The organism is Enterococcus sp. DIV1208, from assembly GCF_050530455.1.
Taxonomy (GTDB): domain Bacteria; phylum Bacillota; class Bacilli; order Lactobacillales; family Enterococcaceae; genus Enterococcus_B; species Enterococcus_B hirae.
Map to the genome: position 1 here is coordinate 1,176,654 of NZ_CP172887.1, position 19,854 is coordinate 1,196,507.

26 protein-coding genes and 1 tRNA gene are annotated in these 19,854 nt (G+C 35.7%); 14 read left to right on the plus strand and 13 right to left on the minus strand.

What is annotated here, in order from left to right; translation table 11 throughout:
* The first annotated feature begins 30 nt into the window (after nucleotides 1–30).
* Nucleotides 31–1,074 (plus strand): DNA polymerase III subunit delta, encoded by a 1,044-nt coding sequence (holA, locus tag IGK91_RS05435; protein WP_081123437.1) that lies wholly within the window; start codon nucleotides 31–33, stop codon nucleotides 1,072–1,074.
* A 212-nt stretch (nucleotides 1,075–1,286) separates the two neighbouring features.
* On the opposite strand, the gene rpsT is transcribed toward holA, so the two are convergent.
* From rpsT to IGK91_RS05475, 8 genes are all read right to left on the minus strand, one after another.
* Nucleotides 1,287–1,541: a 30S ribosomal protein S20 gene (gene rpsT / locus IGK91_RS05440; protein ID WP_010719340.1), complete on the minus strand. Its 255-nt coding sequence runs from the start codon at nucleotides 1,539–1,541 to the stop codon at nucleotides 1,287–1,289.
* 401 nt (nucleotides 1,542–1,942) lie between these two features.
* Nucleotides 1,943–2,212, minus strand: coding sequence for a hypothetical protein (locus tag IGK91_RS05445; protein ID WP_005878685.1), 270 nt, complete (start codon nucleotides 2,210–2,212; stop codon nucleotides 1,943–1,945).
* A gap of 318 nt (nucleotides 2,213–2,530) precedes the next feature.
* On the minus strand, nucleotides 2,531–2,662 hold the full coding sequence (locus tag IGK91_RS05450; protein ID WP_010719339.1) for a hypothetical protein: 132 nt from the start codon (nucleotides 2,660–2,662) through the stop codon (nucleotides 2,531–2,533).
* Between the two features lie 77 nt (nucleotides 2,663–2,739).
* The gene (locus IGK91_RS05455; protein ID WP_010719338.1) at nucleotides 2,740–3,195 is read right to left on the minus strand and encodes a DUF441 domain-containing protein; all 456 of its coding nucleotides are present in this window, start codon (nucleotides 3,193–3,195) and stop codon (nucleotides 2,740–2,742) included.
* 82 nt (nucleotides 3,196–3,277) lie between these two features.
* The gene (locus tag IGK91_RS05460) at nucleotides 3,278–5,197 is read right to left on the minus strand and encodes a heavy metal translocating P-type ATPase (RefSeq protein ID WP_081123436.1); all 1,920 of its coding nucleotides are present in this window, start codon (nucleotides 5,195–5,197) and stop codon (nucleotides 3,278–3,280) included.
* A 179-nt stretch (nucleotides 5,198–5,376) separates the two neighbouring features.
* Nucleotides 5,377–6,210 carry an undecaprenyl-diphosphate phosphatase gene (locus tag IGK91_RS05465; RefSeq protein WP_010737464.1) on the minus strand — a complete coding sequence of 278 codons (834 nt, stop codon included), beginning with the start codon at nucleotides 6,208–6,210 and terminating at the stop codon, nucleotides 5,377–5,379.
* 165 nt (nucleotides 6,211–6,375) lie between these two features.
* Complete coding sequence (locus IGK91_RS05470) at nucleotides 6,376–7,080, minus strand: histidine phosphatase family protein (RefSeq protein WP_034700670.1); 705 nt, start codon at nucleotides 7,078–7,080, stop codon at nucleotides 6,376–6,378.
* 27 nt (nucleotides 7,081–7,107) lie between these two features.
* A complete protein-coding gene (locus IGK91_RS05475; protein WP_010719334.1) occupies nucleotides 7,108–7,734 on the minus strand; it encodes an MBL fold metallo-hydrolase in 627 nt (208 codons plus the stop codon).
* Nucleotides 7,735–8,381: 647 nt separating this feature from the next.
* Here IGK91_RS05475 and IGK91_RS05480 point away from each other — a divergent pair.
* Nucleotides 8,382–10,733, plus strand: coding sequence for an ATP-dependent DNA helicase (locus IGK91_RS05480; RefSeq protein ID WP_010737467.1), 2,352 nt, complete (start codon nucleotides 8,382–8,384; stop codon nucleotides 10,731–10,733).
* Nucleotides 10,734–10,879: 146 nt separating this feature from the next.
* Here the strand turns inward: IGK91_RS05480 and IGK91_RS05485 are convergent, their stop codons facing one another.
* On the minus strand, nucleotides 10,880–11,371 hold the full coding sequence (locus tag IGK91_RS05485; RefSeq protein WP_010737468.1) for a YajQ family cyclic di-GMP-binding protein: 492 nt from the start codon (nucleotides 11,369–11,371) through the stop codon (nucleotides 10,880–10,882).
* A 158-nt stretch (nucleotides 11,372–11,529) separates the two neighbouring features.
* Here IGK91_RS05485 and IGK91_RS05490 point away from each other — a divergent pair, with 158 nt between their 5' ends.
* The 6 genes from IGK91_RS05490 to IGK91_RS05515 all read left to right on the plus strand — a co-directional run bounded on the left by IGK91_RS05490 (nucleotide 11,530) and on the right by IGK91_RS05515 (nucleotide 15,585).
* Nucleotides 11,530–12,471 (plus strand): YitT family protein, encoded by a 942-nt coding sequence (locus IGK91_RS05490; RefSeq protein ID WP_010737469.1) that lies wholly within the window; start codon nucleotides 11,530–11,532, stop codon nucleotides 12,469–12,471.
* Nucleotides 12,472–12,602: 131 nt separating this feature from the next.
* Entirely contained in the window at nucleotides 12,603–12,947 is a 345-nt protein-coding gene (locus tag IGK91_RS05495; RefSeq protein WP_010719329.1) for a metal-sulfur cluster assembly factor, read from the plus strand.
* Between the two features lie 287 nt (nucleotides 12,948–13,234).
* Complete coding sequence (locus IGK91_RS05500; protein ID WP_010737470.1) at nucleotides 13,235–13,513, plus strand: DUF2089 family protein; 279 nt, start codon at nucleotides 13,235–13,237, stop codon at nucleotides 13,511–13,513.
* The gene (locus IGK91_RS05505) at nucleotides 13,506–13,796 is read left to right on the plus strand and encodes a hypothetical protein (protein ID WP_034700666.1); all 291 of its coding nucleotides are present in this window, start codon (nucleotides 13,506–13,508) and stop codon (nucleotides 13,794–13,796) included. The genes IGK91_RS05500 and IGK91_RS05505 overlap by 8 nt, the downstream gene beginning before the upstream one ends.
* Before the next feature lie 408 nt (nucleotides 13,797–14,204).
* Nucleotides 14,205–14,966, plus strand: coding sequence for a class I SAM-dependent methyltransferase (locus tag IGK91_RS05510; protein ID WP_010737472.1), 762 nt, complete (start codon nucleotides 14,205–14,207; stop codon nucleotides 14,964–14,966).
* Nucleotides 14,967–15,048: 82 nt separating this feature from the next.
* A complete protein-coding gene (locus tag IGK91_RS05515; protein ID WP_010737473.1) occupies nucleotides 15,049–15,585 on the plus strand; it encodes a ClbS/DfsB family four-helix bundle protein in 537 nt (178 codons plus the stop codon).
* 66 nt (nucleotides 15,586–15,651) lie between these two features.
* On the opposite strand, the gene IGK91_RS05520 is transcribed toward IGK91_RS05515, so the two are convergent.
* The gene (locus IGK91_RS05520; protein WP_010737411.1) at nucleotides 15,652–16,269 is read right to left on the minus strand and encodes a LysM peptidoglycan-binding domain-containing protein; all 618 of its coding nucleotides are present in this window, start codon (nucleotides 16,267–16,269) and stop codon (nucleotides 15,652–15,654) included.
* A gap of 343 nt (nucleotides 16,270–16,612) precedes the next feature.
* Between IGK91_RS05520 and IGK91_RS05525 the strand changes: the two genes are divergently transcribed.
* The 3 genes from IGK91_RS05525 (at nucleotide 16,613) to IGK91_RS05535 (ending at nucleotide 17,661) form a co-directional block, all read left to right on the plus strand.
* A complete protein-coding gene (locus IGK91_RS05525; protein ID WP_010719320.1) occupies nucleotides 16,613–17,047 on the plus strand; it encodes a universal stress protein in 435 nt (144 codons plus the stop codon).
* Nucleotides 17,048–17,059: 12 nt separating this feature from the next.
* On the plus strand, nucleotides 17,060–17,362 hold the full coding sequence (locus tag IGK91_RS05530; protein WP_081122840.1) for a hypothetical protein: 303 nt from the start codon (nucleotides 17,060–17,062) through the stop codon (nucleotides 17,360–17,362).
* Nucleotides 17,363–17,469: 107 nt separating this feature from the next.
* On the plus strand, nucleotides 17,470–17,661 hold the full coding sequence (locus tag IGK91_RS05535) for a hypothetical protein (RefSeq protein ID WP_010719318.1): 192 nt from the start codon (nucleotides 17,470–17,472) through the stop codon (nucleotides 17,659–17,661).
* Between the two features lie 80 nt (nucleotides 17,662–17,741).
* Here IGK91_RS05535 and IGK91_RS05540 read toward each other — a convergent pair whose 3' ends face one another.
* Nucleotides 17,742–17,999, minus strand: a complete 258-nt coding sequence (locus IGK91_RS05540) for a hypothetical protein (protein WP_010719317.1) — start codon at nucleotides 17,997–17,999, stop codon at nucleotides 17,742–17,744.
* A gap of 163 nt (nucleotides 18,000–18,162) precedes the next feature.
* On the opposite strand from IGK91_RS05540, the gene IGK91_RS05545 reads away from it, so the two are divergent.
* From IGK91_RS05545 to IGK91_RS05555, 3 genes are all read left to right on the plus strand, one after another.
* The gene (locus IGK91_RS05545) at nucleotides 18,163–18,426 is read left to right on the plus strand and encodes a hypothetical protein (RefSeq protein ID WP_010737474.1); all 264 of its coding nucleotides are present in this window, start codon (nucleotides 18,163–18,165) and stop codon (nucleotides 18,424–18,426) included.
* Between the two features lie 18 nt (nucleotides 18,427–18,444).
* The gene (locus IGK91_RS05550) at nucleotides 18,445–18,633 is read left to right on the plus strand and encodes a hypothetical protein (protein WP_010737475.1); all 189 of its coding nucleotides are present in this window, start codon (nucleotides 18,445–18,447) and stop codon (nucleotides 18,631–18,633) included.
* A gap of 225 nt (nucleotides 18,634–18,858) precedes the next feature.
* Nucleotides 18,859–19,230, plus strand: a complete 372-nt coding sequence (locus IGK91_RS05555) for a YxeA family protein (protein WP_010737476.1) — start codon at nucleotides 18,859–18,861, stop codon at nucleotides 19,228–19,230.
* Nucleotides 19,231–19,307: 77 nt separating this feature from the next.
* On the opposite strand, the gene IGK91_RS05560 is transcribed toward IGK91_RS05555, so the two are convergent.
* Together IGK91_RS05560 and IGK91_RS05565 are read right to left on the minus strand one after the other, a co-directional pair.
* Nucleotides 19,308–19,380 (minus strand) — tRNA-Gln (locus IGK91_RS05560).
* A gap of 45 nt (nucleotides 19,381–19,425) precedes the next feature.
* Nucleotides 19,426–19,845 carry a hypothetical protein gene (locus tag IGK91_RS05565; protein WP_010737477.1) on the minus strand — a complete coding sequence of 140 codons (420 nt, stop codon included), beginning with the start codon at nucleotides 19,843–19,845 and terminating at the stop codon, nucleotides 19,426–19,428.
* Nucleotides 19,846–19,854: the final 9 nt, after the last annotated feature.

Genomic DNA, 19,854 nt, shown 5'->3' on the forward strand with positions numbered 1-19,854 from the left:
CCAGCTACTCATGGTAGGATAAATTTGAAAGTGGTGAACGAAATGAGTATTCAAGCAGATTTACAAAAAATCCATAAAGAAAAGCTTGCGCCTTGTTATTTGATTCTAGGTACTGAAAAATATTTACAGGATCAGGTAAGAGCAGAAATCCAGAAAAAAATTCAAATCGATAGTCAAGATGACTTGAATTTCTTAAGTTTTGATATGGGGAATGCTAGTATTGATGAGGTGGTTGCTGAGGCAGAGACTTTGCCATTTTTTGGTGATCAACGCCTAGTATTTGTAGAAAATCCCTACTTTTTAACAGCTGAAAAAGTGAATAATGGGATTGAACAAAATACGGATCTACTGATTGATTATTTAAAAGAACCTTTAGAATCAACAGTTTTAGTGTTTTTTGCTCCCTATGAGAAATTAGATGAGCGGAAAAAAATAACGAAACAATTAAAAAAAACTGCTGTGACCATCAATGTTCAGCAATTGAATGAAAAAGAAGTACGTCAGTATTTATTGAATACACTGGAAAATGCACCGATTCAAATGGACCGTAAAGCGATTGATCTGTTTTTAAGGTTAACGGATCTCGATCTATCAAAAATGATGAGGGAATTGAATAAATTACTATTGTATGGGCAACAACAAGAACTGATCACTGTTAAAGAAGTGGAACAGTTAGTCCCTAAAACCTTGGAACATAATCTTTTTGATATGACACAATATATTCTTTCCGGGAAAACAGAACAAGCGCTGCGGTTGTTTGAAGACTTAATTACCCAAGGAGAAGAAACCATTAAGATCAATGCCATCTTGCTTTCACAAATACGTTTGTTTTTACAGACCAAGTTTTTGATGAAAATCGGTTATCAGCAGGCTAATATTGCTGAGACTTTAAAGATACATCCTTACCGTGTAAAATTGGCGATGCAAGAGGTACGTAAATTTGATGAAAAGATCCTAAGGCGTTTATTTGACGATCTGGTTGAAATGGATTACCAAATCAAAAGTGGTAAAATCGAAAAAGAATTAAGCTTTCAATTATTTGTCTTACGAACAGGTCAGCTTTTGAAGAGTTAAAAAGAAGAGAAAAACAATCGAAATAAATCCAAAAAGAACGCTTGAAACGATGATGTTTTGAGCGTTTTTTAGACATCAATTGTTTTAGAGTAGGAAGTGCTGAGTCAGCCGCAGCTGGTTTACTAATAAAAAGAATGGAAAGAAACCCAACAGAAGGGTGATCGAATAGACTGTTTGAGACAAAATAAAAAAACCGGCCGTAGCCGATTTCCTTATTTAGCGATTTTTTTGCTTAAACGAGATTTGTCGCGGTTAGCTTTGTTTTTATGAATTAGACCTTTTGTTTCAGCCATATCAATAGCTTTAACAGCTTCTTTATATAACGCATCTACGTTTTCAGCACCTGAAGCTACAGCATCTTCAAATTTTTTGATTGCAGTACGCATAGCGCTTGTTTGAGATGAATTTTTAACGTTCGCATTTTCGCTTGTACGAACACGTTTGATTGCAGATTCAATGTTTGGCATTAGTTTCACCTCCGATAAATTAAGTTCTTACGCGTGTTACCGCATAATTCAACATTCATTATTATACCTAAATGAAGTAATCTTTGCAATATGAACATGACAAGTTTTTTTCCTTAACACTAAAAGAAACTTAATTCTAGGCTCTACTAGCATTGAAAGAGAAGGAAAATGGGCAAATAAAAAACGCTATTGTGGGAGACAATAGCGTTCAACCAAAGCAGATAAATTTATCTTTTTAAACAAAATTTGAATGGGACTGTTTGGTACTCGAACATTATATAACAAAGCGAACCGTTTGCAAAGCTTTTTTTGAAAAGGGATACGTTCCTTGTAGACTAAGCAATCATAACGATACCATTCTTTAGTTATTTTATAACCGTTAACCGTTGGTGTGTCTAAATTTATTCCGGAGTCCCAATAATTTTAATGTATTCATCAATATTTTTGATCATCATTTTTTTGATGACTAATTGATTGCGGCGGTTCCATTTTCCACTGACTTCTAATACATATTTATTTAAAGGGAGCCGAAGAATATATTTTGCCAAGTAACGATCTTTCAACAGACCGTTAATGACACGATCTTCCAGTTGAAGATTTAAGCCAGTCAACATCATAGGTTGTTCTTGTAAGACATACGTATCAATTAAAAGACCTTCAAAGGTTTCCATGAGCGTTTTCCTTTCTATATATAAAGCATAATAGCGAATGATTAAAAATATAAATGATGCTATCTTGTGTTCTAGTATAACAAAAAATGAAAGGAGGAGCCAAAAAGAAATGAGGATTATTTAATAATATTTTAGGAAACATAAAAGGGGGTAAGTGGTGTAGGGGTAAGAGGAAGAGGTAGGAACATTAAAAACATACTTGATGAAACTCACGCAACTTTTATCAAGTAGATTCCATAAGTAAAGATAAATGAAAAAACAATAAACCCGATAGATAAAGTTTGTTTACTCCATCTATCGGGTTTACTTTTTTCACGATCAATTAAAGTAGGTATTGAACACATTTTGGATCAGATCTGGAAATAAAAGATAAGCTAGTCCTAAAATCAATACGATCGCTAATAAAAACCAACCAACCGTGCCGATAAAGTATTTTAATTTTTCTAACATGTGATCACCTCGGAATAAGTATATCACGAACGATTCGATTCAGAGGACTCAAAACACTTTATCTGTGATCGATTTTTTCATTTACTTAAAGAAAATAATTGCAAGAGACAATAGGTAATACCAGAAGCAATGACTGGACCAGCCGCGATCCCTTTTAAGAAAACGACTCCGAGAATTGTTCCAAAAACCAATGCAACAGTAATCTGCGGGTCTGAAGCAATCAAACCGACTCCTTTGGAAGAAAGTACGGCTACTAGACCACCACAAAACACAGCAATCCAACCGATGGGTGATTTAAAGGCATCCAGTAAATCTTTTAAACCAATCTCGCCAGTAGCGATTGGAACTAAAATAGCAGCTGTGATGATGGTGACTCCTAGATTAATTCCTTTGCCTTGAAGCCAAGTAAGAAACACTTTCGATGTCGGTATCAATTTGACTAGTAATATAAAACCTGTAGCGATGATCAAGCTTTGATTTTTAGCAAGCAGGGCAACAAGCATGATCAATCCAAGAAAAATCCAACTTTCCATAAAAAAAGAACCTCACTTTCCTGCCATCAATCATATCATTTTTTCAACGGTTACAAAAGTGAGGTTCATCAGAGTGGAAAAACTAGATAGAGTGGTGATTTGGCTGTAAGGGACAGCCAGTGCAACGTGATTTTTTGGAAGTATCTTCAGGTAAGGGTTTCAATAAACGTAACCCATTTAAGATAACCAAGATCGTGCTTCCTTCATGACCAATCACGCCAAGAGGTAAATTTAAAAATTGCAGAAAGTTAGAAAGGATCAGTAAACAAATCACTGTAAGAGAAAAAATAATATTTTGCTTAATGATTTTCTTCATTCTTAGTGAAAGACGGTGGGCATAACTTAATTTTTGCAAGTCATTTTTTACCAAGACGATATCAGCGATTTCCATAGCGACATCCGTTCCTTGTCCCATGGCAACTCCTAGTGAAGCAGTTGCAAGAGCTGGGGCATCATTGACACCATCACCAACCATTGCTGTGACAGTATACTTTTCTTTTTGCTGTTGTGCATAGTGTGTTTTATCCGATGGTGTGCAGTTAGCCAGTAAGTGTTGAACACCAATTTTCTCTGCAATAGCTGCAGCAGTCCCTTGGTTATCTCCAGTGATCATGCTGGTATCAATTTGCTGGTTATTGAAATAGTCAATGACTTGTTGGGCATTTTCTTTCGGCACATCTAATAAGCCGATGAGTGCTATCAATTGATTGTCTTTGGTTAAAACAATCACTGTCTTTCCCTGTTGTTCGAGTAAATGAATTTTATCAAGAAGTTCTTTTTCAGCTATCGACGTTTTTTCTGGTTCCCATTTACCTACAATCCACTGAGCTTCTTGGTAAACTGTTCGTAAACCAAACCCCGTGATTTCTTCGATTAGTAATTTTTGGATGTCTTTTGGTATAGCAATGTCAAAATGTGTTACGATTGCTTGAGCTAAGGGGTGCGTTGTTTTTTGTTCCATTGAAACTAAGATTTGTTGCGCCAGATTCTGATCTTTTACAAAATAGCTATCAGTTACTATCGGTTTACCTTTCGTTAAAGTTCCGGTTTTATCAAAGGCAATTGCTTTTAAATCAGCTAATTGTTCTAAATGGAGTCCACCTTTGATCAGCACACCGTTGCGGGCAGCGTTAGAAAGGGCTGCTAGTGTTGCAGGTGTCGCAGAGGCAACCAACGCACAAGGAGAGGCGACAACCAGTAAAACCATTCCCCGATAAAAACTTTCTTGAAAACTCCAGCCAAAAATGAAATATGAAACAAGAATCATTAATGGAACAACGACTAACACACCTTTAACGTAGGTATTTTCAATACGAGAGATAAAAGAAGCGGTCTTTGTAGGGGTGCTTTGTGCTTTTTCAACCAGCTGGATGATTTTAGCAAAAACGGTCTCATCACTTTTTTTAGTCACCTGTAGGATCAAAGGATTCCCTCGATTGATCGTTCCTGCAAATAACTCATCATGAGGGACTTTTTCAACTGGTACAGATTCACCACTCAATGTTGCTTCATCAACCGTTGCTTGTTGACTTTCTAAATAGCCGTCAATTGGGATCGTTCCACCTTTTGGGACAAATACCCGATCATTGATCTTAAGATCAGTTACAGCTATTTCTTCTAATTCTTCGTTTGCAGTTAAACGTTGTGCTTTTCGTGGCTGTAGATTCATTAAAGCGGTAATTTCTTGCTGACTTTTACTGGTCGTATATTCTTCGAGAGCGCCACTTAAACAGAAAATAAACGTAAGCATCGCACCTTCTAAAAAATCACCGATCAAACAAGCGCCAATTGCTGCCAAGGCCATCAATAAGTCAACATTCAATGTGTTTTCCTGCCAGAGTTCGGTCAACCCTTCACGAGTCTGCTTGAAACCACCGAATGAGATGGCTCCTAAATAAAAGATGATACTTAGAAAAGGCACAAAAGATTGAGTAGCCAAACCTAAGATTATAAGTAATAAACAACCGATTGTCGGGATAAATGTCTGTATTAAACGAGTCATATTTGTTTCCTCCTTTACAAAATTAATATACCACACCAAAATTCTAATTGATAATAAAAATCGCTAAATGAGAACGATAATAGTTATCATTTAGAATAACGCGTTTTTGGAAAGGGGATAATTAGAATAAATATAAAAAACACCGTAATCATACGGTGCTTTGACTTCGTTTTATTCAGTTACATTGCGATAAACCAGTAACCAATCAAAATGATTCCTAAAATAATCCGATACCAACCAAAAATTGTAAAGTCGTTTTTCTTCAAATAACTTAACAAGAATTTGATGGCTAAAACGGAGACAATAAATGATACGAGGGTTCCAACGAGTAAAATAATTGTTTCTTCCATTTTAAAGGAGTTTCCTTCAGCTAGATACTTCACGATTTTTAAACCACTGGCACCAAACATCACTGGGATACCAAGGAAAAATGAAAATTCTGTTGCTACAAATCGAGAAGCACCAATCAAAATGGCTCCGAGGATCGTAGCTCCTGAACGAGAAGTTCCAGGAACTAACGCTAATACTTGGAATAATCCAACCAGTAACGCCGCTTGATAAGTAAAATCGTTTAAGGTTGTCCAACGTGGTGTTTTTGTCTTGTTTCTTTTTTCCACAACAATGAATGCAATCCCATAAACGATTAAGACGATCGCAACTGGTAGAAATTTATGAAAATGTTCTTCTAACCAATCATCTAAAGGTAATCCAATAATAATTGCTGGAATACAAGCGACTACGACTTTGAACCATAATGTCCAAGTATCTTTTTTCTCAATAGTGGTTTTGCTTGGAGAAAAGGGATTTAATTTATGAAAATATAAAACGACGACTGCTAAAATAGCACCTAATTGAATAACGACGTTGAACATCGACATAAACTGTGTGCTAGCGTCTAGCTTGATGAACTGATCTGCTAGGATCAAGTGACCAGTGCTACTGATCGGCAACCACTCGGTAATCCCTTCGATAATTCCTAAGATAGCTGCTTTGATGATATTTGCAAAAAACATACGGACCTTCCTTCCCAAATAAAATACAGTATTAAGTATACCGTTCTTTCTAATGAAAACCAAATGCTTTCTTGATGTTAAGAAAAACTTGAGAAATAGCAAGAGGGCATAAGAAAGCGAGTACTCAAGTGAGTACTCGCAAACCAGTGTTTGATAACAGAACGATTATAAGAAAGAATCCCGCGAGTGTTTTTTTCCCTGCTCTATATAACTAATATCGTTGATTCCTTCAATTGAAAAATTGCCTTTTTCATACGTCACTTTTGTCACGCTGCCATTTAATAAGCCTGCTCGAACAGGTTGATGTACGTCAATTAGGCTGAGTAAAAAGCCAATCGTCAATCCATGAGAAACGACTAGGACGTTGCCACCACCATTTTTTTCGCAATGATGCGCAATGTCTTCAAATCCTGACCATACACGATTTTTTAAAGTATCGTAGGTCTCAGCCCAGCCAGCAGTATCCAAGTTATAAATAGCATTAGCAATTTGTTCAAAAGTTACGTCCGTCGTGAACATCTCATCATAAGTTTTGAAGTTTAATACTCGGGGGATAACTCCCCACATTTCCATGTCATAGCCACCTTCTAAGGAGCCAAAACACCATTCACGAATCCTTTGATCGATAAAGTAAGGGATATCTTTTCCTTTGGCATGTTCACTGAGGATGATACGTGCCGTTTCAATAGCACGACCACTATCGCTAGAATAAGCAAAAGAAAAATCAACGTCTTTCAATCCTTTTCCAAGATAGTGGATTCCTTCTTGGCCTTGTTTGGTAAGTGGTGTGTCACACCAACCTTGGACACGTTCAATCGTATTGAACATCGTTTTTCCGTGTCTGACGATGTAAAGAGTGGTTTTAGTCATATTTACAGCCTCCAATCGATTTGTTAGTTAAGCATTAAAGAAAGGGTTGGTTCTTTTTTCATGTTCAATGGTCGTAGCATCTCCATGCCCAGGATAAACGGCAAATTCATCTGGCAACACAAACAACTGGGTTTGAATACTGTGTAGCAGCTGTTCCAGATTCCCAGTATATAGATCGGTTCGACCGATACTGCCTTTAAATAGTGCATCACCTGATACGACAAAATCATCAAAGATAAAGCTGACACTTCCAATCGAATGACCAGGTGTAGGGACGACCCGAAATGTCATATTCCCTAGACGATAGGGTTTCATTTCAAATTCATATTCAGCAGGTGAAACAATGATATTCGCAATGTCATCATGTCTTCCCAAACCAGAAAGATTCAATATCGGATCGCCTAACCAACTTTGTTCTAATGGACTAACATATACAGGGATCTGATAAAACTGACGAAGTTCTTCGACGGCTCCGATATGGTCATAGTGGGTATGTGTTAGTAAAATCGCTACGGGTTGTTGTTGCGTTTTTTCGATTTGCGTTTTGATTTTTGCTGCATCTTCACCAGGATCAATAATCAGTAAAGCTTCATCGTTATAAACCAAATAACAATTTTCTTCGATCATCCCAGTTTTGATTTGTTCAATATGCATAAAGAGTTCCTCCTGATCGCTTACTTAATTCTAGTATAACTCAATTGATAAGATGAAACAAAAGACCCTACTTGAGGAATGGTCCACGGTGAATCTAAATCGAATTGAATGAATAATAAATGAATTAATTGAATTAATTGAATTAATTGAATATAGTAGAGCTGAGTCATGTTTTTTTGTAGCCGAGTTTTCTTGCTTCCTAAATGAACCACTTATTTCAATGACAAGGTGTAAAATAAAAGTATTGAGAGATTTTAAACAAGAGAACAGAAAATTCTCACTTCTTTTTAATAAGTTGGTGTTAGAGTGAGCTCATCCAAAAATCCTAATTCTATATCCTATTCGAGCTTGCGACAGTGATGTCCAACTCTGAAAAACAAAGGGAAGCATCCGAAAATGCAAAAAGCTATTTTCGGATGTTTTACTTTACTTTCAAGTGAACGATGATGAATGTAAAGGGAGAGAGATATCTGAATAATGTAAACAAATCTATAGCTTTGTGATCCTACTTGTGAAAGGAAGAAGTGACTAAATAGCTGTAATACTTTCATCTGTTTAGGCGTATAAATCGGCAAATTGATAAGCTTGATTTTAGTATTTTGCGATTCTTTTCTTTTTCAGGTAAGCTTATAGTCAAAGGAGTGGGAGTGGTGAAGCAATCAAAAATATCGGTACGTAACCTTGTTGAATTTATCTTAAGGCGTGGCAGTATCGACAATCGTAAAAAAAGTAACCATACCGCACTGGAAGGTGCCAAGATCCATCGGAAGCTTCAAAAAGATGCTGGAGAAGACTATGAAAAAGAAGTCTTTTTAAAGACGACTGTCCACTTCGAGGAATACCAGCTAATCATAGAAGGGCGAGCAGATGGCGTGTTCCAAAAAGAAGGCATCTATTATATTGATGAAATAAAAACTTCGGAACCGAGGTATGAAGACTTAGAAAAAGAACAAATTGAATTATTTTTCCATCAAGCAAGAACCTATGCTTATATTTATTGTCATGAACATGATTTAAAAGAAATTAATTTGCAACTAACTTATTATCAAACTACTGAAGGAATCATTACCCGAAAAGTTGAGCATCAAACCATCGAACAATTAAATGAGTTTTTTAAAAAACTTACAGATGACTATAAGGAATGGCTGATTTTTCAAGAGAATTGGCGTACCGTTCGAAATGCTTCTTTGATGGCTTTGAAATTCCCCTATGACAACTACCGTAAAGGTCAAAGAGAGTTAGCAGTCGCTGCCTATAAAACGATTCGTACAAAACAAAAATTATTCGTCGAAGCACCGACAGGAACTGGGAAAACAGTTTCTACACTGTTCCCCGCTTTGAAAGCAATAGGGGAAGAAGAGGGAGAACGCATTTTTTATTTAACGGCTAAAACAATCACGAGACAAGTCGCTGAAGATGCTTTGGAGGCGTTAAAAGATGTGGGTGCTGAGACCAAAAGTGTAACTTTGACAGCCAAAGATAAGATTTGTTTTTTAGACGAAACAACATGTAATCCAGATCAATGTCCATATGCCAACGGTTATTACAACCGGATCAATGAAGGATTATGGGATTTATTGAATCATGAAAATCAAATCACCAGAGAAGTTATTGAAACCTATGCGAAGAAACATACGTTATGTCCTTTTGAGTTGTCGCTAGATGTGAGTTTATGGTGTGATGTGATTATCGGGGATTATAATTATTTGTTTGATCCGACTGTTTATTTACGACGTTTTTTTGAAGGCGAAAAAAATGAGGATCATCTTTTTCTGATTGATGAAGCCCATAATTTGGTCAGTCGTTCCCGAGAGATGTACTCCGCAAAACTTTCATATCGAAGCGCTAGAAACGTCTATGCACTCATTCCAAAAGAATTTAAAAAGCTAAGACGACGTTTTAATAAATTACTCAAAGCGTTCGATCAGATCCAGGAAATTTCAAATGAAGATGGGTGGACCTACCACCATCAAAAAGCACCCGCGGACACATTGGTTAATGCTGGTTATCAATTGAGTGAGCACATCCAAGAGTGGTTGGCAGAGTATCCTGAACATGCCATTCAAGAGACGTTACTCCCCTTTTATTTTGACTTACTTCACTTTTTGAAAATCAGTGAATTTTACGATGATCATTATGAAACAACTGTAGAGAAAACTTATCAAGATTTCGTCATCAAAGCATTTTGCATCGATCCTAGTGATTTTTTAGAACAATCGTTAGCTAAGGGGAGAAGTAGTATCTTATTTTCCGCTAGTTTTTCGCCATTGTCTTATTACCAAGAAACGCTAGGAGGAAAAGAGAGCTTAGCTTATCGCTTGCCAAGTCCTTTTCCAGAAGAAAACCAAAAAGTGCTGATCACAAATTATTTAGAAACAACCTATCGTAAACGAGAAGAGAACATGCCTCGATTGATTGAAACGATCCAACATTTTACAAAAGAAAAGATCGGAAATTACTTGATATTTTTCCCCTCTTACCAATATTTGGATCAGGCAGTGACAGCCTTTCAAGAAAAACATCCAGATGTTAAGGTGCTGATTCAAGATACCATGATGAGTGAAATTGAGAGAGAAACATTTTTGAAGCAGTTTCAAATTGATCCAGACGAAACCTTACTAGCTTTTTGTGTGTTAGGCGGAATCTTTTCAGAAGGGATCGATTTAAAAGGAACCCGATTAATTGGCAGTATGATCGTTGGCGTTGGATTACCACAAATGAACCATGAGCAGGAGTTGATCAAAGAATATTATGACGAAAAAGATCAGCTGGGATTTGCTTATGCGTACCAATTACCTGGTATGAATAAAGTCTTACAAGCAGCGGGGCGTGTCATTAGAGATGCCAGTGATCAGGGAATCGTTTTGTTAGCAGATCAGCGTTTTAATCGGTTGGATTATCGTCAATTGTTTCCAAGACATTGGCAGTCAGCGACCACTGTCAGAAACCTATCTGAACTCACAACAGAAATCACCGATTTTTGGCACAAAAGTAAATAATTGGAGATGTGAAATTACTCTAGCGCTAGTAGTTTAAAATTAAAAACACCTGAATCAACCACAAACGACTGGTAGATTCAGGTGTCTTATCTATTCAAGCGCGTATTTGATCAATTGTTTCATTGTCTGACAAGTAAAGCTATCTGTTAACGATAGTTAGTAAACTGAAGTTCGATCGGCAGATCTAATTTTCGCAATAAAGCAATCACCGCTTGAAGGTCATCACGGTTTTTTCCAGTTACACGAATTTGATCTTCTTGAATCTGGGTTTTTACTTTAATCTTTGAATTTTTGATCTCGGTTGTGATTTTCTTGGCATTTTCCCGATCAATGCCATTGATAAGTTCAGCGGATTGACGTGCTTTTCCTCCAAGGGCATGCTCTGATTCAGAGAAATGAATATTTTTGATTGGAACATTTCGTTTGTTTAATTTACTGAACAAGACATCTTTGATTTGTTCAATCTTGAAATCGTCGTCACTAAGAATGATTAATTTATTGTTATCAAATTTGATATCAATAGTCGAATCTTTAAAATCAAAACGGTTGGTTAATTCTTTTATTGTTTGCTGGATCGCATTTCTGACTTCTTCGATTGTGACCTCTGAAACAATGTCAAAACTTGCATCTTTTGCCATAGTGATCCTCCTGATTTGTTTTTATTTTATTGTATCATAGTCAAATGATTGTGTTGAAGCTTTACTAAAATTATTCTCATTTATGATTCAAGTATTTTAATTTAATTCATAACCTGTTATTCTTACAATTGGAATAACTTTGAAAGGAAGAGGTGCTTGTGAGTAAGATTATGACAGTGTATCAAAGAAATGAAATATTAAAAAAGATTGTGGTTATCTTAGTCACCGGATTGACCGCAGCGGTTGCCTTAAATTATTTTTTGATTCCAGCAAACGTCTTTTCCGCAGGGATGAATGGGATTGCCCAAATCATTGCCTCGTTATTATCTGACTGGCTCCACGTAAAAGTGGACACAGGTGCCTTTATCTTTATTTTGAATATCCCTGTCTTTATTCTAGGGTTCTTGAAAGTAGGCAGACGAGCAACGATTTTAAGTTTTGTCAATGTAGTAGCCGTATCGGTAGCAACTACCTTACTTCCCACTGGGCAAGTGACGGACAATATTTTAATGAATGCCTTAGTCGGCGGTGTTTTGTTAGGTGTTGGTGTAGGGATCTCACTTAAAATGGGGTTTACAACTGGAGGAATGGATATTATTTCTTTAGTCCTTTCACAAACTACAGGGAAAACCGTTGGAAATTATATGTTGATGTTAAATGGTTTGATCGTGGTGATTGCGGGCTTTCTTTTTAACTGGGAGAGTGCGCTCTATACGATTATCTCTATCTATGCCATGACCCAAGTGATTGATGCGATTCATACGAGTCATCAAAAAGTGACCGCCATGATTGTGACGGTTAAACCAGATGAAGTGACCGCAGCGATCGCTCAAAATATGGTTCGAGGAATGACCCTCTTACCATCAATCGGTGGCTATTCTAAAAAAGAAGGTAAAACGATCATGATGGTGATCACTCGTTATGAAATGTATGATTTAGATCAAATCGTCCATGAAATCGACGAAGATGCTTTTATCAATATTTTACCAACGCATTCGGTATTTGGCCGTTTTGCGAATGAAAGCGAACAAAATCTTTACCGTTCTACGGGTGTCTTTCCCGAAATAAAGAAAACTCCTTCAAAAACTAAAAAACAATAATTGACTTAAATAAGTCAGAAGAATTTTCTGTTTTCAACCTGCTAAATGAGAATAGAACCTCTCGATTCTCATTTACAAATGAGCAAAAAAAGAGTATGATAAATGAAAATTGCATGAAGGAGTGCTGCAAGATGAGCGAAGCAAACCAAAAATGGTCTGCAGAAGAAGTCAATGAAATCAAGGAACGAATCTTAGCTGCCTTAGAAATGGTCATCGACCCTGAACTAGGGATCGATATCGTCAACCTAGGCTTGATCTATGAAATCGAATTTGATCCAGAAAACGGAGAAACAGTCATTAAAATGACCTTAACAACCATGGGTTGCCCGTTAGCTGATATCCTAACTGAATCAATCCACGATGCCTTAAAAGAAGTGCCAGAAGTAACTAAGGCAGAAGTCAAACTAGTTTGGTATCCAGCCTGGACGACGGATAAGATGAGTCGCTATGCACGAATTGCACTTGGTATTAGATAATTTTGACACGGGTTTCATATTCAACGAGTAAACAACTTTTAAACTCCTTTATCAACTTTTAGAAAAAGTTGGTGAGGGATTTTTTGTTTTGTAAAAATTGATGCTTGATGAAGTAAAATTGTCAAAATATGAATAAATGATAACGACTTTTATCCCTTTCTCTTTTTCTATTCAAATCGCATCTCGAAATGCTTTATAAATTATACTTAATAAATTAAGTTGTGTTTTGTTTTTAATAATGTTAAACTTTGTTTAATTATATTTATATTTTGTTGGGAGGTTAATGAATGGAATGGTTTTTTAATTTAGAACCTGAGGAACAAGTATTTATTAAGAAATTTTTGTTGGCATCAGGTTCCTTAAAGCAGTTAGCAAAAGAGTATGAAGTTAGTTATCCAACAGTAAGAATAAGGTTAGATAGATTAATTGAAAAAATAAAACTTTTTGATGGAAAGCAAGAAGATTCTTTTGAAGTATCAATGATGCAACTCGTGATTAACGAAAAAATAAGTTTAGACGTAGCAAAAGAAATTATAAAAAAACATAGGGAGAGTATAGATGAATAATATAATACAATTTTTATTTATTGCAGGTATTATTGGGTTTCAAACCCTAAGTGGTTATATAGGGAATAAATATATGGGAGCGATCTTACCAGTGATTTTCAGTGGTTTAGTTGTTTTTATCGTTTTGACAGGTCATTTAAATCTAACATTTAGAAATATATTAATGCCTATTGTTGGTTTGATTACATTGATCTGTATTTATGAAGGCGGAAAAGAATCAAAGAAAAAAAAGACAATAAAAGAAATGGAAAAAATGAAAGCAAAGGATATCTTGAATCAATAATGAGTTATTGGCTGATACACTAACTTAAACTCTTTTAACAGCTTTTAGTAAAAGCTGATAGAAGAGTTTTTTTCTATGTAAAATATTCAGATAGCTGATGTACTAAAAGGTTGTTCAGTATAGGAAAATAATTGCGAAAGAGGTCGTTGAAACTCAAAAAAATTATAGCTTCCAAATTATCTAACAATCTAAGCAAACGCATAAGACAAGTTTTTTAGTAAGCGTTTTCTAGTCCTGATTTTCATGATATACTGTTTTTAAGTCAATCAAAAGGAGAATGAACATGAGAAAACAACGAGGTAGCTACTCGATATAGTGGAATGGATAGACCTATATCGAGTATGCTTTATCCAATCGACTATATCGCCGTCAACGATTATAAAATTATAATGACTGGAGCGATAAAAGATGATGGACCAATTAAAAAAAGAGTGGCTTAAAAGTGAGGAACAACAGAAAAATTTTACTGGCTGGGATTTTTCCTATTTAGATGGGAAATGGTCGTGTGAAGAGCCTCCGTGGGATTACCGAGAGCTTGTTTTAAATTATTTAACTCCAACTATGTTTCTACTAGATATGGGAACAGGTGGAGGTGAATTGTTACAAACATTTAACCATCCTTATGAGCAGACAGCAGTAACGGAAGGGTATCCGCCTAATTACCAGCTATTATTACAAACACTTGACCCTCAAGGTGTAACAGTAAAATTTGTGGGGGAAGAGGACGTATTGGATTTTCCAGATGATTCATTTGATCTAGTGATCAATTCTCATGAATCTTTTGCAGTAGCTGAAGTGAAGCGTGTCTTGAAACCAGATGGGTTATTTATTTCTCAACAAGTAGGAGATTTCAACGGGTTGAATTTGGCTTCTCGTTTGATGCCAGAAGTAAGGAAAGAATGTTTTGATTTTCATCTTTCCTTAGTGAAAGCAGAACTAGAACAGCACCATTTTGATCTTTTGTTTTGTGACGAAGCCTATTTGAATCAACAATTCTTTGATATGGATAGTTTGATCTTTTATGTACGGACGATTGAATGGGAATACCCAGGATTTACAGTTGAGAAAAATTTCAAAGAGTTATTGGGACTTTATGAAGAGTTGAAACGACATGGTACGATTTATAATTTGCAACATCGTTTTGCTTTTGTTGCTCGTAATACAAAATAATGAACACATAAAAGTTACTACAAATCATTTTGAAATTCCTTATGGTGAGCAAGTGATTTAGCAAAAAAGAGTGGGGTGTCATATGCGACCAAAATCAAAAGATGAATTGCTTGAAAAAGCAAACAGCCAATTCGATGATTTATGGAAATTAATTAACGGTATGGGTGAGGAAGATCGCAAGCAATCCTTTCAATTTAGTGAAGAGTTTTTGGCGAAAAAAAAGGAAGCACATTGGCGACGAGACAAAGACTTAAAAGATGTATTGATCCATTTGTACGAATGGCATTTACTATTGTTACGATGGCTTGAAAGCAACTTTAACGGAGAAGAAAGAAATTTCTTGCCTGAACCGTATAATTGGCGAACCTACGGAAAGATGAATGAAGAGTTTGTAGAAAAGCATCAAACAACTTCTTTAGTGGAAGCTGAAAACTATTTGAAAAAAAGCCATGAGCAAGTAATGAAAAAATTAGACGCCTTGAGTAATGAAGAGTTATTCCAGAAAAAGCAATTTGCATGGGTGGGGAATACCACATTAGGTAGTTATTTCATTTCTGCAACTTCCAGTCACTACGAATGGGCAATCAAGAAGTTAAAACAATCTCAAAAAAATAAATGAATAAAATCAATAAAAAAGCGAAGATCCTAAAGAGGGACCTTCGCTTTTTAAACAAGCTATTTTATATTAGTACCAACCGTTTGCTTCCCAGAAAGATTTAGCTGCTTCCCATGAGCCATAACGAGAAGATACGTATTGTTCAGCAACTCGTTCTTGGTTTGCTGCTGAATAGTCACCATTTAAGTAAGAAGAATCTAATTGGTAACGTCCGATGTAACGACCGTTTGTTGCTGTATAAGAACCGCTAGATTCTTTTTGAGCGATCCATTCTTTCGCTGAGCTTGTGTTTGTTGTCGCTGGTGTTGCTTGTGCCGCTGTTTGCGTTGCTTGAGCAACTGGTTGAGCAGGTGCTGCTTGTTGAACTGGTTCTTGCTTCACTGGTTGTTCAGCCACTGTTTTTGTTTGAGCAGGCGCTTGGTAAGCTGTTTGTGTTGTTGCTGCTTGTTCGCCTGTTGGGATTGTTAATTGTTGACCTGAATAAATCAAGTTGATGTTTGAGATTGAATTTTTTTCTGCAATAGTTTGGATCAAGGAGTTATCACCAACGTATTTTTGAGAAATCGTTGATAGCGTATCACCTGATTGAACGGTATAAGCTTCGTCCGCATGTGCAGATGTTCCCATAAAGAATAGTGCGCCGGCAGTCAAAGTTGTTCCTAATAGTAATGTTTTAAGTGATTTCATGTAAGATCTCCTTCATAAATTTAAAAATAGTTTTGTTGTGTCCAACGAGGAATACTTTACCATGGGAAAATATTTCATAGGTAAAAGCTCTATGACACTTTGTAACAAAGATACGTTTTTTGTAACAAACAGATTATCATAAAATGTGAAAAACAATGAGAAAACCGTCATAAACGTTTAAAATAAACCACTAACAAGGACAATTGATGAGAAAAATAAACACTAGAAACAAGTAAAAAAAAGCTACATTTTTTGAAAATAAATACGAAATAATTGAAAACAGCGTAATTTTTTTTAAATTTAGCATGTGATGTTACAATAATAGAAACAAGGAGGCGATAACATGAGTAAGAGATATCAAAAAATAATGGTAGCTGTCGATGGGTCTAAGCAATCAGAACAAGCTTTTTTGGAAGCGCTAGATTTAGCGAAAGATAATGAAGCCGAATTATTTATCGTTTCGATCATCAATAAAGTAGAGTTGACACATAGCGCCTACGCATTTTCAAAAATCTATGCAGAAGAAAAACAGAAGATAGAAGTCGAAATGTTAAAAAAGATCCATGATGCGAAAGAATATGGGATCAATGACATCCATGCTATTGTTGAAACGGGTGACCCACGTAACTTGATTGGGACGGTGTTTCCACAACAAGAAGCGATCGATTTGATTGTCATGGGGGCTACTGGTAAAGGAGCAATCCAACAAGCTTTAGTCGGCTCTACAGCTTCTTACGTTGTTACTCATGCGCCCTGCAGTGTGTTAGTGGTCAAATAAGGAGGGGAAAGAATGGTACGTCCACAAGAGGTTACAGCTCCTAAAGAAAAAATTGAAATTCTCAAAATTTTAGAAGGTGGTACGCAGACGAAAAAAGGTTATTCTGTTGCTTTAGTGAAATGGTCAGGCAAAACAGCGATTGCCTTACGCTGGGATGGTGATAGTCTGCAAGAGAAAGGATTTCCTGTCACTGTAAATGGGTACCATCCAGCTTGGTTCGTTTTGCCAGATCGATTAACAGATCTTTATAGTAGAGACTATCGTGAGTACCAAGAGTCGATCCGGTTTATCACGTCAAGTGATCAAAAAGAATAGCTTTTGTGCTGCGGAAGAAAGTTCATTGTGTGAAAGAATCGTAAACATTCAACATTGAGACAACCTTTTATATCAACAGGTTCCTAATAACTGAAGTAGGTGAAAAGATGAGTGCTGGTGATGTATTGAATGAAGTCAAACAACTATGTAAAGAAAAGAAGTACGAAGAAGCAAAAATTTTGATTGAATCAAATAAAGAATTGCTAGAGGACAAATTTTCTGTTGCCCAACAGTTTATTGATTTAAAACAAGCATCAATCCTTGAACGGTTCAAATCTTTCTTTGGTGTAAATGAATGATCAAAAATGAGTGTGAAAAAGTGGTTGCTCACTTTTTTCACACTCATTTTTTGTTCGATTGTTCACAATCTATACACACACTAATCTTGTTTATTTAATAAATAAAATATCCAAAGTATCAGTATAATGACTGAAATAACTAAACTAATGACATGTCTAATTAAGACAGAAGGGATTTCCCAATGGCGGAAAGAAAAGATTTGATAAGTAAAATAGATGCTTGGAAGAGAAACAAGTAAAACAGATAGTTTCTTTTTTGTCCAATTTATGTAATAGAAAAGAATACTTAGCATGATGAAAAATGGAATGTAAAAAACAAGCTGACCAATCGCAATCACGAGAGTGCCTCCCAGAATAATAATGATATCTGATACAAAATAACATTTTGTATCAAATGATGCAAGTATTTCTTTAATTGATAACCAAGAAGGACATACAAAGGTTTTTGATTAACAAGAAGTTTCTTGCTATAATTGATCCGAAAGAAAGGATGAAATTTTCATGGATCAAGTAATGTTAGAAGTCGATTTACATTTAGTAAACAATATACGTGTGATTTACTATGTGGTCAGTAATAGTGTAGAAAAAAGAGTACTGATGAATAAAATCAATGGTATTCTGACGAAAAAAGGTGTACACCAATTCAGCAGTAGCGAAGACAATTATTATAGTATACCTGTTGAAAAAGTTTTATATACAACGGTAAATGTCAGAACAGACCTAGATACAAAAGTAGATCATGAACCAATTTTTACTACGTATTGATTGTGACGGAGGAGAACAATGAATCCATACGAAGCACTTATCCAAGAATTGATTGACGGAAAAATTGAAAAAATTGAAGTCAAAAGAGAAGAGGTCATGCTTTTTCGTGAAGCGTGGCTAAAATTAAAGAATCGTAAATATGTCGTAGGTAAGGCATTATTGAACGGGAATGTAGTTTATCATTATGATCCAACTAGGCTGTATTAATTACAAGAAATTAATCATATGGCAAAATTGTTGCTCATGATTTTATTATTAAAAAAACGCTTGAAATGGTTTTAGCCATTTTGAGCGTTTTTTAATATTGAGCATTATTTAGAACAAGGGTGAGCAAAAGCTTTTGTGCCAAAGTAGGAGAAAAATCTCCAACTAGAGGCGGATGAAGCCGTTTATTTTTATGGATATAATGAAATAAAAATAGGAGGTAGAAAAATGAAAGTAGTAAAAGTAGTTATTGGAACGGTATTATTTGCAGGAGTCGCATTAGTGGGCTTGAAGTTTTATACGCAAAATTCCCACGATGAGATGGCAGGTGTGGTAGACCAATTAAATCCGTTGGTAACAAAAGGAGAGGTATACGTCAAGACGAAAAAACCAGATGAAGTCAATTCATATGGAACAGCGACTTATATCCAAAAAGCTGCCGATCAAAAGGGACATGAACGAACGATTGAATTTACAGGTTTATCTATTTTAAAAGAAGGACATTATTTAAAGATCATTAATAAGGGCGCTCACGTCGAGTCATATGAAGAAGTTGACAAAAAAGAAGTACCTAAAAAAGCATTAGCTATCATTGGATAAATATAATTTTATTATGTAAACTTAAAGAGAATATAAAAAAACCAATCAGAAAACTGAGTTTCTGATTGGTTTTTTTATTGGGATGGTAGGGTTCGAACCTGCAATTGCTTGATTCAGAGTCAAGTGCCTTACCAGTTTGGCTACATCCCAATCAAACAATTTGATCATAGCACGACACAAAGAAAATGCAAGAGATTACTCTTTATCCAGCATTTTTTTGACAGTGATCATTCGTCTTTCTAACTTCTTGATTAAACCAGATGGAAGTGGGATCAAATTGGCAATTGATAATGTATTAGAAAGTAACTGAAATTCTTTTAGTGGAGCATCGATGATTCGATAGATCGTTGCCAAACGTTCGATGTATTCAAAATGTGTATAGTTTGTTTGTGAGATTAAAAATTTCAATAAATCAATCGCTTTTGCATAATCTTTCTCAGAATAATAGGCTAATGCTTGACGATAAAGTTTGATCTGTAACTCATTGAGTGAAACTGGGCTATAGCGATCCGTCCATTCCTTGACGGAAACTTTGGTTGGTGTATGACCATTTACATCACGAACGAAAATAATCGGAATTTCATTAGGATCTATTTTTTTATGAATTTTTTCCATTTCCCTCAA